This window comes from Aeromicrobium sp. CFBP 8757, assembly GCF_014841755.1.
Lineage (GTDB): Bacteria > Actinomycetota > Actinomycetes > Propionibacteriales > Nocardioidaceae > Aeromicrobium.
Genome location: NZ_JACYUM010000003.1, coordinates 1 through 12386 on the forward strand (window position 1 = coordinate 1; position 12386 = coordinate 12386).

General features: G+C 70.7%; 14 protein-coding genes. 3 read left to right on the forward strand and 11 right to left on the reverse strand.

The features are described from left to right. Nucleotides 1-70 precede the first annotated feature (70 nt). Nucleotides 71-1243, reverse strand: coding sequence for an amidohydrolase (locus tag IFT73_RS09540; RefSeq protein ID WP_192167458.1), 1173 nt, complete (start codon nt 1241-1243; stop codon nt 71-73). Between the two features lie 4 nt (nt 1244-1247). Further along, nucleotides 1248-1556, reverse strand: coding sequence for a helix-turn-helix transcriptional regulator (locus IFT73_RS09545; RefSeq protein WP_192167459.1), 309 nt, complete (start codon nt 1554-1556; stop codon nt 1248-1250). A gap of 65 nt (nt 1557-1621) precedes the next feature. Between IFT73_RS09545 and map the strand changes: the two genes are divergently transcribed. Then, nucleotides 1622-2404, forward strand: coding sequence for a type I methionyl aminopeptidase (map, locus tag IFT73_RS09550; RefSeq protein ID WP_192167460.1), 783 nt, complete (start codon nt 1622-1624; stop codon nt 2402-2404). A gap of 1 nt (nt 2405) precedes the next feature. Here map and IFT73_RS09555 read toward each other — a convergent pair whose 3' ends face one another. From IFT73_RS09555 to IFT73_RS09585, 7 genes are all read right to left on the reverse strand, one after another. Further along, on the reverse strand, nt 2406-2849 hold the full coding sequence (locus IFT73_RS09555) for an SRPBCC family protein (protein ID WP_192167461.1): 444 nt from the start codon (nt 2847-2849) through the stop codon (nt 2406-2408). After that, nucleotides 2809-4107 (reverse strand): MFS transporter, encoded by a 1299-nt coding sequence (locus IFT73_RS09560; protein WP_192167462.1) that lies wholly within the window; start codon nt 4105-4107, stop codon nt 2809-2811. Before IFT73_RS09560 ends, IFT73_RS09555 begins: the two co-directional genes overlap by 41 nt. Beyond that, the gene (locus tag IFT73_RS09565; RefSeq protein ID WP_250183063.1) at nt 4104-4514 is read right to left on the reverse strand and encodes a MarR family transcriptional regulator; all 411 of its coding nucleotides are present in this window, start codon (nt 4512-4514) and stop codon (nt 4104-4106) included. The genes IFT73_RS09560 and IFT73_RS09565 overlap by 4 nt, the downstream gene beginning before the upstream one ends. 147 nt (nt 4515-4661) lie before the next feature. Continuing rightward, nucleotides 4662-5465 (reverse strand): dienelactone hydrolase family protein, encoded by an 804-nt coding sequence (locus tag IFT73_RS09570; RefSeq protein ID WP_192167463.1) that lies wholly within the window; start codon nt 5463-5465, stop codon nt 4662-4664. A gap of 78 nt (nt 5466-5543) precedes the next feature. Then, nucleotides 5544-6290, reverse strand: a complete 747-nt coding sequence (locus tag IFT73_RS09575) for a succinate dehydrogenase/fumarate reductase iron-sulfur subunit (protein ID WP_056606575.1) — start codon at nt 6288-6290, stop codon at nt 5544-5546. Beyond that, on the reverse strand, nt 6287-8251 hold the full coding sequence (locus IFT73_RS09580; RefSeq protein ID WP_192167464.1) for a fumarate reductase/succinate dehydrogenase flavoprotein subunit: 1965 nt from the start codon (nt 8249-8251) through the stop codon (nt 6287-6289). Before IFT73_RS09580 ends, IFT73_RS09575 begins: the two co-directional genes overlap by 4 nt. Beyond that, nucleotides 8248-8970 (reverse strand): succinate dehydrogenase cytochrome b subunit, encoded by a 723-nt coding sequence (locus IFT73_RS09585; protein ID WP_235501776.1) that lies wholly within the window; start codon nt 8968-8970, stop codon nt 8248-8250. Before IFT73_RS09585 ends, IFT73_RS09580 begins: the two co-directional genes overlap by 4 nt. Before the next feature lie 86 nt (nt 8971-9056). Between IFT73_RS09585 and IFT73_RS09590 the strand changes: the two genes are divergently transcribed. After that, nucleotides 9057-9968 carry a LysR substrate-binding domain-containing protein gene (locus IFT73_RS09590; RefSeq protein WP_192167465.1) on the forward strand — a complete coding sequence of 304 codons (912 nt, stop codon included), beginning with the start codon at nt 9057-9059 and terminating at the stop codon, nt 9966-9968. Here IFT73_RS09590 and IFT73_RS09595 read toward each other — a convergent pair. Next, a complete protein-coding gene (locus IFT73_RS09595; protein ID WP_192167466.1) occupies nt 9965-10480 on the reverse strand; it encodes a 2'-5' RNA ligase family protein in 516 nt (171 codons plus the stop codon). The genes IFT73_RS09590 and IFT73_RS09595 overlap by 4 nt on opposite strands. Next, nucleotides 10477-11496 (reverse strand): tryptophan--tRNA ligase, encoded by a 1020-nt coding sequence (trpS, locus tag IFT73_RS09600; RefSeq protein ID WP_192167467.1) that lies wholly within the window; start codon nt 11494-11496, stop codon nt 10477-10479. Before trpS ends, IFT73_RS09595 begins: the two co-directional genes overlap by 4 nt. 42 nt (nt 11497-11538) lie before the next feature. Between trpS and IFT73_RS09605 the strand changes: the two genes are divergently transcribed. Beyond that, nucleotides 11539-12381 (forward strand): DUF3592 domain-containing protein, encoded by an 843-nt coding sequence (locus IFT73_RS09605; RefSeq protein ID WP_192167468.1) that lies wholly within the window; start codon nt 11539-11541, stop codon nt 12379-12381. The last annotated feature ends 5 nt before the right edge of the window (nt 12382-12386 follow it).

Here is a 12386-nt window from a genome sequence, read left to right on the forward strand (position 1 = left end):
CGGTCGCTGGCGCTCCCTCACGGTCGGCCGCAAGCGCCCTCCCTGGCGAACGGGTGGTGTGCGAGGTGCGTCAGCTGACGGCGGCGATCGCGAGCACCTTGGCGCCGACCGCGATGGCGCGCTCGTCGACCCGCAGGTTGCCCTGGTGCAGGTCGTACGTCGGGCCGTCGGGGGTGCGGGTGCCGAGGCGTCCCATCGAGCCGGGGACGGCCTCGACGTACCACGCGAAGTCCTCGCCGCCGAGGCTCTGCGCGGTCGACGCGACGCCACCGGGGCCGACGGCCTGCGAGACCGCGCGGCGCAGGATCTCGGTGGCCCCGAAGTCGTTGACGACGGGCGGGACGCCGCGGACGTACGTGACGTCGGCGCTGACGCCGAACGGCTCGATGATGTCGCTGATGAGGCCGCGCACGAGGTGCTCGGCCTGGTGCCACGCGGCGGCGTCGAGCATCCGCAGGGTGCCGCTGGGCTCACCGGTCGACGGGATGACGTTGGCGGCGTTGCCGGAACGGATCTGCCCCCACACCATGCTCGCGCCCGCGCGCGGGTCGAACCGCCGCGACAGCACGGCCGGCAGCTGCGTCAGCAGGCTGCCGAGCGCGTACGTGAGGTCCTCGGTCAGGTGCGGGCGGGACGTGTGGCCGCCGCGGCCGCTGAGGTGCACCGTGATGTGGTCGGACGCCCCCGTGATGGGCCCCTCGCGCAGGCCGACCTGGCCGACGTCGAGCGACGGGTCGCAGTGCAGCGCGAAGATGCGCGAGACGCCCTTGAGCGCCCCGGCCGCCAGCAGGCGCAGCGCGCCGCCGGGCATGACCTCCTCGGCGGGCTGGAACAGCAGCCGCACGCGCACGGGCAGCCCGTGCTCGGCGTGGGCGTGGGCCAGGGCCACCGCGGCGCCCAACAGGGCCGACACGTGGACGTCGTGCCCGCACGAGTGCGAGACACCGGGGACCGTCGACTTCCACGGGTCCTGCGACGTCTCGACGACCGGCAGGGCGTCCAGATCGGCGCGCAGCGCGACGATCGGGCCCTCGTCGGGGCCGATCTCGGCCATCAGGCCCGTGCCCTCGAAGCGCTCGTACGAGATGCCGAGCTTGTCCATCCACATCGCGACGACGTCGGTCGTCCGCTCCTCGTGCCACGACAGCTCGGGCGAGGAGTGCAGGTCGCGCCGGACCTCGATCAGGTCGGGCGTGACCACGTCGATGGAACGGGCGAGCGACTCGACGAGGGACGTGGACATTCCCTCAGGTTAGCCCTGATCGCGCGGGGGCGTCCCGAACCGTCGGCCCGTGGGACGCGCTCCCCCGCTCGGGACGGGTGATCTCGGCCCACACGTCGTCGAGCGACAGGCCCAGGACGTCGGCGATCGCCGCGATCGTGGGGAACGCCGGTGTCGCGATGCGGCCGGTCTCGATCTTGCGCAGCGTCTCGGGCGACACGCGGGCGTCGAGGGCCACGTCGAGCATCGACCGGTCGCCGCGCGCCAGCCTCAGCATCGCGCCGAGGCGTCGGCCGCGGTCGATCTCGGCGGGGGTGAGCGGGAGCCTGACCATGGTGCCGATGATAGTGCCGGGATGACATGGCCGGTATAGTTATTGGTCAACGAGAGGTGGCACCGATGATCGAGATCATGAGCCCGGCCCAGATGCCGCGCGCCCGGGCCGCCGGTGCCCTGGTGGGGCGCATCCTGCAGACCCTGCGCGAGCGCATCGGCGTGGGCACCAACCTGCTCGAGATCGACGACTGGACGCGGGCCATGATCGACGGGGCCGGCGCGGTCTCGTGCTACGTCGACTACGCCCCGTCGTTCGGTCGCGGCCCCTTCGGCCACCACGTCTGCACCGCCGTCAACGACGCCGTGCTGCACGGGCTCCCCCACGACCGCACGCTCGCGGACGGCGACCTGCTGACGCTCGACCTCGCCGTGACGCTCGACGGCATCGCCGCCGACTCGGCCATCAGCTTCGTCGTCGGGACGGCGCGACCGCCGGGCAGCGTCCACCTGATCGCGGCCACCGAGCGGGCGCTCGCCGCGGGCATCGCCGCCGCCCGTCCAGGAGTCCGTGTCGGCGACCTGTCGCACGCGATCGGCACGGTGCTGCAGGACGAGGGTTACCCCGTCAACCTCGAGTTCGGCGGCCACGGCATCGGGACGACGATGCACCAGGACCCGCACGTCGCCAACGCCGGACGCCCGGGGCGCGGCTACCGCCTGCGGCCGGGACTCCTGCTGGCCCTCGAGCCATGGGCCATGGTCGACACCGACGAGCTCGTGACGGACGCCGACGGGTGGACCCTGCGCAGCGCGACGGGATGCCGCACGGCCCACAGCGAGCACACGATCGCCATCACGAGCGACGGGGCCGAGGTGCTGACGCTGCCGCCGGGTGCGCGCGCCTGAGTCAGGCGGCGGTGTCGCCGCGCTCGAGCGACGTGCGGATGTGCTCGATCGTCTCGTCGGCCAGCGCGTCGAGCTTGCGCCGCAGCACGAGCGGGGCGAGGTACTTGACGATGCCGCGGAACTGGAAGTCGGCGCGGTAGTGGATCTGCGTGCGGTCGCCGTCGCGCGTGAACGTCATCGAGTCGGTCGCGGTCGACTGCGGGTTGGTGCCGCGCGCGGAGAAGAACGTCGGACGGTCGTACCCGATCGTCGTGTACGTCAGCTCGACCTCGCGACCCGCGAACGACGACCGGTTGGAGTACGTCGTCCCGATGCCGCCGTCGCCGCTGGTGCGACGCGTCTCGACCGTCCCGGGATCCCACTCGTTCGTGTTCTCGAAGTCGCTGAGGTAGTCGAAGACGTCCTCAGTGGATCTCGACACCGTGAAGGTCCGCTCGACGTGCATGCCTCCACCGTAGGTCGCGCAGGTTCTGGCGCAACTCCTCGCGCTGCGCGTCCTGCGTGTGGAAGTACCACGCCGTCGCCAGCCCGATCCCCACCAGCGTCACGCCGCCACCACCGAGCAGCATCCACCGGGCTCCGAACGTCTCGCCGACCCAGCCGATCAACGGCGCGCCGACGGGTGTCCCGCCCATGAAGACCATCAGGTACAGCGCAGCGACCCGCCCGCGCATCATGGGGCTCGACGTCAGCTGGATCGTGGCGTTGGCCGACGTCACCATCGTGAGGGCGCAGAGGCCGAGGACGGGCAGCACCGCGGCGAACGTCGCGTAGGTCGGCATCAGGCCAGCGACGATCTCGGTGACGCTGAAGGCCGCTCCCGCGAGCACGACGAAGCGCAGGCGCGGACGTCCGCGGCGCGCGGCCAGCAGGGCCCCCGCGAGCGATCCGACGGCCATGATCGACGCGAGCAGGCCGTACTCCCCCGCCCCCTTGCCGAAGACCTGGGTCGCCATCAGCGCGCTGGTCATCTGGAAGTTCATGCCGAACGTGCCGACGAAGAACACGCACGTCAGGATCAGGACGAGGTCGGGCCGCGACCGCACGTAGGCGATGCCGTCGCGGACGGCGTGCTTGCGGGTGCCGGTGACGGTCGAGGGCGTCAGGCGCGTCGGGTCGAGCAGCTGCAGCGACGTCAGCACCGCGAGGTAGCTGACCGCGTTGACCAGGATGACCCAGCCGGCCGCCCGCACCCCCGACCCGAGTGCCGCGATCAGCAGGCCCGCGACGGCGGGGCCGATCATGCGGGCGAGGTTGAAGGACGCCGAGTTGAGGCCGACGGCGTTCGACAGGTCCTTCGGGCCGACGATCTCGACGACGAACGACTGGCGGGCCGGGGCGTCGAAGGCCGTGCCGATCCCGAAGACGAAGGCCAGGACGTACACGTGCCACACCTCGACGACGCCGGTCACCGCGAGGATGCCCAGCAGCAGCGCCGGCAGCGCCATCGCGACCTGCGTGCAGCGCAGCACCGTCCGCTTGGGCACGCGGTCGGCCACGACGCCCGCGATCGGCGAGAACAGCAGGGCCGGCAGCAGCTGCAGGCCCGTCGTGATGCCGAGCGCCGTGCCGCTGTCGGTCAGCTGCAGGACGAGCCAGTCCTGGCCGATCCGCTGCATCCAGGTGCCGGTGTTCGAGACGATCGCGCCGAGGATGTAGATGCGGTAGTTGCGCACCGCGAGGGCGCTGAACGTGGGGCTCACCGGGCGGACAGGCGCTCGAGCAGGATCGCCGCCTCCTCCAGGGTTCGACGCTCCGCGGGCGTGAGCTCGTCCAGGGCGTGCGACAGCCACAGGTCGCGCCGGTCGCGCTCCTCGGCGAGCACCGCGTCGCCCCGCTCGGACACCGACATCAGCACCTGCCGGCCGTCGTCGGGGTGCGGGGTGCGGATCGCCATGCCGGCCTCGACGAGCGAGGCCAACGTGCGGGTGATCGACGGGGGCTGCACCCGCTCGAGCGCCGCGATCGCGCCGGGCGTCGCCTCGCCGAGCTGGCAGATCGCCCCGAGCACGGAGAGCTGGGTGGGCGTGAGGTCGGTGTCGCGCTCCTGGCGGAGGCGGCGGTTCAGGCGCGCGACCGCCCGCGCGAGCTGATGGGCGTCGGTGGGCACATCGTTAGCATAACAAATTACCCACGCTAACCAATAACCACGCCGAGGAGGGGGTTACCGCCCTTCGAGGAGAGGGTCACCGCCCTCGCGAAGGGCCACAACCCGCTCGTCGAGGGGCAGCAACCCCCTCGTCACCGAGGGGCGGGGTCAGCGGGTGGGGGTGAGGCGTTCGTGGAGGAAGGCGACGACGCGGTCGCGGGCGGCCATGGCGGGGTTGCCGTCGCGCACCTCGTGGGTGAGGACGGAGTGGGCGCCCTTGGCGAAGCCGCCGGCGTTGCCGTCGGACGAGTCGAGCTCGATGACCTCGAAGGCGTCGCCGAGGTGCTGCGACAGCGCCGCGAAGCGCTTCGGCGAGACCGCCTTGTCCTCGCTGAACCGCAGCCCCATGACGCACAGGCCGTCGTCCGCGACCCGACGCTTGACCGTCGCGAGCTCATCGTCCGACAGGCCGACGTCGGCCTGTCGCGAGCCGCCGATCGGGAACGGCACCGAGGGCTGGCTCATGACGGGCGCCGTCACCGCGTCGTCGACCGCGGCCGCGAGCGCGAAGCCACCCGTGAAGCACATGCCGATCACGCCGACACCTCGGCCGGGCGTGCGCCCGTCGAGGTCGCGGGCGACGGCGCGCAGGAAGCCGCTGACGGGGCGGGCCGACCGGGTCGCGAACGCGCGGAACTCCGACGACACGCACAGGCGCGCCACGACGCTCGCGACGTAGCCCGCCGACATCTCGCGACCGGGGGTCCCGAACGGCGACGGCACGACGACCGTGAACCCCTCGTCGACGAGGTGGTCGGCGAGCCCGAGCACCTCGGGCGTCATGCCGGGGATCTCGGGGATCAGCACGACCCCGGGCCCGCTGCCCTTCTCGTAGCAGTCGTGGGTCAGGCCGCCGCCAGTGAACGACGACACCACCCAACCGTCGAGCGTGGACGTCGGCGCAGAAGTCATGCAGCGAGCCTAGGCCTCAGGACGTCATGACGCCCGCGCCGAGAACGGCGCGGGCGTGATGACGGACGAGCTCAGAGATCAGGCTTTACCCTTGGCGAGCGCTCCGAGGAGGTCGCGGTTGAGGCGGCTGATCGTGTCGAGCGGGATGCCCTTGGGGCACGACGAGGTGCACTCGCCGATGTTGGTGCAGCCGCCGAACCCCTCGTGGTCGTGCTGCTCGATCATGCCGATGACGCGCGAGTCACGCTCGGGCTGGCCCTGCGGGAGCAGGCCCAGGTGCGTGATCTTGGCGGCCGTGAACAGCATGCCCGAGCCGTTGGGGCACGCCGCGACGCACGCGCCGCAGCCGATGCAGGTGGCCGACTCGAACGCGTGGTCGGCGTCCTCCTTCGGCACCGGCAGGTTGTTGGCCTCGGGCGCCGAACCGGTGGGCGCCGAGATGAAGCCGCCCGCCTGGATGATGCGGTCGAACGCACCGCGGTCGACGACGAGGTCCTTGACGACCGGGAACGCGCCCGCGCGCCACGGCTCGATGTCGATGACGGCACCGTCCTCGAAGCTGCGCATGTGCAGCTGGCACGTGGTCGTCGTCTGGGGGCCGTGGGCCTGTCCGTTGATGACGACGCCGCACGCACCGCAGATGCCCTCGCGGCAGTCGTGGTCGAAGGCGATCGGGTCGTCACCGCTCAGCGTCAGCTGCTCGTTGAGGACGTCGAGCATCTCGAGGAACGACATGTGCTCGCTGACGTTCTCGACGCCGTACGTGACCATCTTGCCCTTGTCGTCGGCGTTCTTCTGACGCCAGACCCGTACGGTGATGTTCACTTGTAGCTCCTCGACTTCATCTCGACGTACTCGTATTCGAGCGGTTCCTTGTGCAGCGTGGGCTGCTTGTCGCCGTACTCCCAGGCCGAGACGTAGGCGAACTCGTCGTCGTGACGCAGCGCCTCGCCGTCCTCGGTCTGGCTCTCCGCGCGGAAGTGGCCTCCGCACGACTCGCGCCGGTTGAGCGCGTCGATGCACATGAGCTCGCCGAGCTCGAAGAAGTCGGCGACGCGGCCGGCGCGCTCGAGGGTCTGGTTGAGCTCCTCGTTGACGCCCGTGACCTTGACGTTGGCCCAGAAGTCGACCTTGAGGTCACGGATCATGCCGATGGCCTTGGTCAGGCCCTCCTCGGTGCGCTCCATGCCGCAGTAGTCCCACATGATCTGGCCGAGCTCCTTGTGGTAGGAGTCGACCGTGCGGGTGCCGTTGATCGCCAGCAGCGTCGTGATGCGCTCCTCGACGGCCTGCCGGGCCTCGACGACCGCGGCGTGGCTGTCGTCGACCTTCTCGAACGGGCCGTCGGCCAGGTAGTTGGCCAGCGTGTAGGGCAGGACGAAGTAGCCGTCGGCCAGACCCTGCATCAGCGCCGAGGCACCCAGGCGGTTGGCGCCGTGCTCGGAGAAGTTCGCCTCGCCGGCCACGAACAGGCCCGTCAGGTTGCTCTGCAGGTCGTAGTCGACCCACAGGCCGCCCATCGTGTAGTGCACCGCGGGGTAGATGCGCATCGGCTCGGTGTACGGGTCCTCGCCGGTGATCTGCGCGTACATGTCGAACAGGTTGCCGTACTTGGCCTCGACGGCCGGGCGTCCGAGACGCTCGATCGCGTCGGCGAAGTCGAGGTAGACGCCCAGGCCACCGGGGCCCACGCCCTTGCCCGCGTCGCATTGGTACTTGGCGGCGCGCGACGCGATGTCGCGCGGCACCAGGTTGCCGAACGCCGGGTAGATGCGCTCGAGGTAGTAGTCGCGCTCGTCCTCGGGGATCTCGCTGGCGAGGCGCTCGTCGTTCATCTTCTCCGGCACCCAGATGCGGCCGTCGTTGCGCAGCGACTCGCTCATCAGCGTGAGCTTGCTCTGGTAGTCGCCCGACACGGGGATGCAGGTGGGGTGGATCTGCGTGTAGCAGGGGTTCGCGAAGTAGGCGCCCTTGCGGTGCGCGCGCCACGTCGCGGTGGTGTTGCAGCCCATCGCGTTGGTCGACAGGAAGAACACGTTGCCGTAGCCGCCCGAGGCCAGCACGACCGCGTCGGCGGTGTGGGTCTCGATTTCGCCGGTGACCATGTCGCGCACGACGATGCCGCGCGCCCGGTCGTCGACCATGATGAGCTCGAGCATCTCGTGACGCGTGTTCATCTCGACCGTGCCGGCCGCGATCTGGCGCTCGAGCGCCTGGTACGCGCCGATCAGCAGCTGCTGACCGGTCTGCCCGCGGGCGTAGAACGTGCGGGAGACCTGCACGCCGCCGAACGAACGGTTGTCGAGCAGTCCGCCGTACTCGCGGGCGAACGGGACGCCCTGCGCGACGCACTGGTCGATGATGTTCACCGACACCTGCGCGAGGCGGTAGACGTTGGACTCGCGGGCGCGGAAGTCGCCGCCCTTGACCGTGTCGTAGAACAGGCGGTAGATGCTGTCGCCGTCGTTGCGGTAGTTCTTGGCGGCGTTGATGCCGCCCTGCGCGGCGATCGAGTGCGCACGTCGCGGGCTGTCCTGGTAGCAGAAGCTCTTGACGTGGTAGCCCGCCTCGCCGAGCGTCGCGGCGGCCGAGGCGCCCGCGAGACCCGTGCCGACGACCAGCACGCTGATCTTGCGGCGGTTGGCCGGGTTGACGAGCTTGGCGTTGAACTTGTGGTCGTCCCAGCGCTTCTCGATCGGACCCTTGGGCGCCTTGGCGTCGTGGATGTCCTCGCCGATGGCGTGGAACTGCTCGGACGGGTTCTTGTACGGCTCAGTGATGGTCATGATCCAGCTCCGAAGAAGAAGATGGCGAACGGGACGGTCAGGAAGCCGCCCGCGATGATCACGGCCAGCCCGATCGAGACCGCGGTGAGGCGCGACGACCTGCGCGTCGAGCTGTGGTTCTGGCCCAACGTGGTCAGCGCGCTCCAGAAGCCGTGGGCGAGGTGGAAGCCCACCGCGACGAGGCCGATCGTGTAGAGCAGGACGACCCACCACAGCTCGAAGCCGTTGACGACGCGGTCGTACTTGCTGTCGGAGGCACCGCCGGGCGACAGCCAGTTGGGCAGCATCTGCGCGACGTGGCCGATGATGAACAGGAGCAGGATGATGCCGCCCCAGCGCATCGTGAACGAGGCGTAGCTGCGCTGGACGCCCGTCTTGTTCTGCTTGGTGTGGTACCGCGTGTTGCCCACGAAGCCCGCCGCCGCCTTGTTGCGACGCCACAGCGTGACCGCCGCGTAGACGTGCACGACCAGCGCCGCGGTGAGGACGATCCGGATGATCCAGAGCGCTCCCTCGTGCGGGAGGTACGGGTAGAGGATGTCGTCGAGCCCCTCGAGGTAGCTGTCGAACTTCTCACGGCCCTGGAAGAACTTCAGGTTGCCGTACATGTGGACGAGCAGGTAGCCCAGCATGATGAGCCCCGACACCGCCATCGAGTACTTCAGGGCGACGGTCGAGCGCTTGGCCGACGGTCGCTTCGCAGTTTGAATAGTTGCCACGCTCACACAGTAAGCCGGTTCGACGATTCGCGCTAAGTCTTGTTGAGGGCAACCTTCATAGCCAACGGCTATGCGAGACTGGCCGGGTGCAGATCCACCAGCTCGCCTACTTCGTCGCCGTGGCCCGCACGCGGCACTTCACGCGCGCCGCCGACATGACCGGCGTGTCGCAGCCGACGCTCTCCAAGCAGATCCGGGTGCTCGAGAACTCCCTCGGCACTCCCCTGTTCGTGCGACACCGCGGCGGCATCGAGCTGACGAGCGCCGGCGAGGCACTGCTGCCCCATGCGCAGCGCATCCTGATCGACGTCGAGAGCGCCGAGCGGACGGTCCACGAGGTCGCGAGCCTGCGACGCGGACGCGTCCGGCTCGGCGCCACGCCCTCGCTGTGCGACGGCCTGCTGCCCCAGGCGCTCACCCGGTTCCACGAGCGCCACCCCGGCATCGACCTGGAGGTGCAGGAGGCCGGCTCCCGCGTGCTGACCCGGGAGCTCGCCCAGGGACGGCTCGACGTCGCGCTGCTGATCGTGCCGCTGCACAGCGACGAGCCCGACATCGAGACGACGCCCGTGCTGCGGGAACGGCTGGTGCTCGCGAGCCCCTCGACGTCCGACGTGCCGGAGCGGATGGACGTCGCCGACCTGCGCGACCTGCCGCTCGTGATGTTCCGCGAGGGCTACGACCTGCGCGACGTGACGCTGCGCGCCTGCGCCCAGGCCGGCTTCGAGCCGCGGCTCGCGGTCGAGGGCGGCGAGATGAGCGCGGTCCTGCGGTTCGTCGAGGCGGGGCTCGGGCACGCCGTCGTCCCGGGCATGGTGCTGTCGTCGCGGCCGCAGCTGCGGGCGTCGCAGCTCGGCCACCCGCCGCTCGACCGCGTCATCGCCCTGGCCCACCGCAGCTCGGAGGCCCTGCCGCTCGCGGCGCAGGCCTTCAAGACCGAGCTGCTCGACCACCTCACGACCGTCGGCGACGGCGACGGGGACCTCGAGCTGGTCTAGTCGGCGCCGAGGGCGAACGACTGCTGCGGGACCCACCCCGCGGCGTCCTGGTGGTGGTACAGCGCGAACTCGGTGACCGTGAACTGGCACTCGAAGTCGGCCAGCTCCTCGTACGCGCGGTCGAGGCTGCGGTCGTCGAGGTTGTGCGCGACCGTCACGTGGGGGTGGAACGGGAACTGCGGCTCGGGGCTGTCGAGCGCGTCGCGCACGCACTGCGCGAGCATCTCGGTGTACGAGATCCCCTGGCTGACCGCCACGAACACGACCGGCGAGACGGGGCGGAACGTTCCCGTGCCCCGCAGGCGCATCGGGAAGGCCGGCAGCGTCGACGAGGCCCGCTCGAGCGAGCCCCGGACGGCGTCGAGCTCGCCGTCGGCCACCTCGGTGGGCGGCATCAGCGTGACGTGGCTCGGGATCGTCTCGGCCATGGGATCGCCGAACTCGGCGCGCTTCTCCCGCAGCAGCGACCCGTACGGGTCGGGGACGGGGATCGCGACGCCGATGATCGTCACGGCCGGATGCCCCGCACGAAGCCCGACCGCTCGTACACGAGGTCGAGCGTCGTCGCCGCGACCTCGCGGGCCTGCGTCGCACCCTGCGCGAGGATGCGGTCGAGCTCGCCGCGGTCGTCGAGCAGCTCGCGCGTCCGGTCGCCGAACGCGCCGACGAACTCGGCCAGCAGATCGCCCAGGGCGACCTTGAGGTGCCCGTACTGGCGTCCCTCGAACTCGGCGACGACCGTCTCGACGGGGTCGCCCGTCAGCGCGGAGTAGATCGACAGCAGGTTCGAGATGCCGGGCTTCTCGACGGGGTCGAAGGCGATCTCGGTGCCGGAGTCGGTGACGGCGGAGCGCAGCTTCTTGGCGACCTGCTTGGGGGTGTCGGTCAGGTCGACGACGCCCGCGTGCGACTGGTTCGAGCCGCTCATCTTGGACGTCGGGTCCTGCAGGTCGTAGATCTTGGCGGTCGCCTTGACGATGTGGGGCTCGGGCACCGTGAACGTCTCGCCGAAGCGGTGGTTGAAGCGCTGCGCGAGGTTGCGGGTCAGCTCGACGTGCTGGCGCTGGTCCTCGCCGACCGGGACCTTGTCGGCCTGGTACAGCAGGATGTCGGCGGCCATCAGGATCGGGTAGGTGAACAGGCCGACGCTCGACAGGTCCTGGCCACCCTTGACGCTCTTGTCCTTGAACTGCGTCATGCGGCTGGCCTCGCCGAAGCCCGTGATGCCGCCCAGCACCCACGCGAGCTGGGCGTGCTCGGGCACGTGGCTCTGCACGAACAGCGCACTGCGGTCGGGGTCGACGCCGGCGGCGAGGAACTGGGCGGCGGCGACGTACGTGCGCTCGCGCAGCAGGGCCGGGTCGTACTCGACCGTGACGGCGTGCATGTCGGGCACGAAGTAGAACGCCTCGAACTCGTCCTGCAGCGCGACCCACTGCTTGAACGCGCCGAAGTAGTTGCCCAGGTGGTACGAGTCGGCCGTGGGCTGGGCCCCGGACAGCACGCGTGGTCGACGGTCGGCAGGCATGGGGACGATTCTGCCAGCCGGTCCGAGCCGTACCGTGTGCGCATGCCCGACGGCCCCGAGGACGTCCCCGGCCACGGGGTCGCGTGGAACGAACCGGCCGTGCGGACGGCCCACGCGGCCCACGTGACGCTCGCCCGCCAGCAGGTGGTGGGCGGCCTCGTCGCCGTGGCGGTCGCGGCGGGGATCTGGACGCTCGTCGTCCGCCAGGACGCGGACTCGCTGCGCGGCGGCGTCGAGACATCGGCAACGGTCACGGGCGGCGAGACCGGTGGACGACGCAGCCACGACCGGCTCTTCGTCAGCTACCGGGTCGACGGGCGGTCGTACGACGGCACGCTGATGAACGAGACGACCCACGACCACCCCGCGGGCTCGACGATCGCCGTGGTGGTCGATCCCGACGCCCCGGCACAGTTCCGCACCCGGTCGAACCCCAACCACGACGGCGTGCTCGACACGGTGCTGTTCATCGGCACCCTGGTGCCGTTGCTCGTCGTGCTGATCGGCACGCTGCACGCGGACGCCGCGCGGCGCTGGCGCCGGTGGCTGCGGACGAACGGCACGCGCGACGTCCACCTCACCCCTGGCACGGTGCCCCGCCTGCTCGACGACGACAGGTACGCCCTGCGCTTCACGACCCGCGGACCGGAGCCGCTCGACCTCGTCGCACGGCTGACGGGAACCCGTCGGTGGCTCGACGACTGGCCGCTCCTGGGCGGACCACCGGGCGACCTGGAGGGCCCCGCCCGGATCTGCCACGGCACGCGGCGTCGCCTCGTGGTGTTCGACCCCGACGTGCAGGTGCCCGTCGAGGTGTCCCTGCCCCGCACCTCCCGAACCGCCCGGCGGTGGATGCAGCGCTTCACGCCCGACGAGGGTGGGTAGTGTCA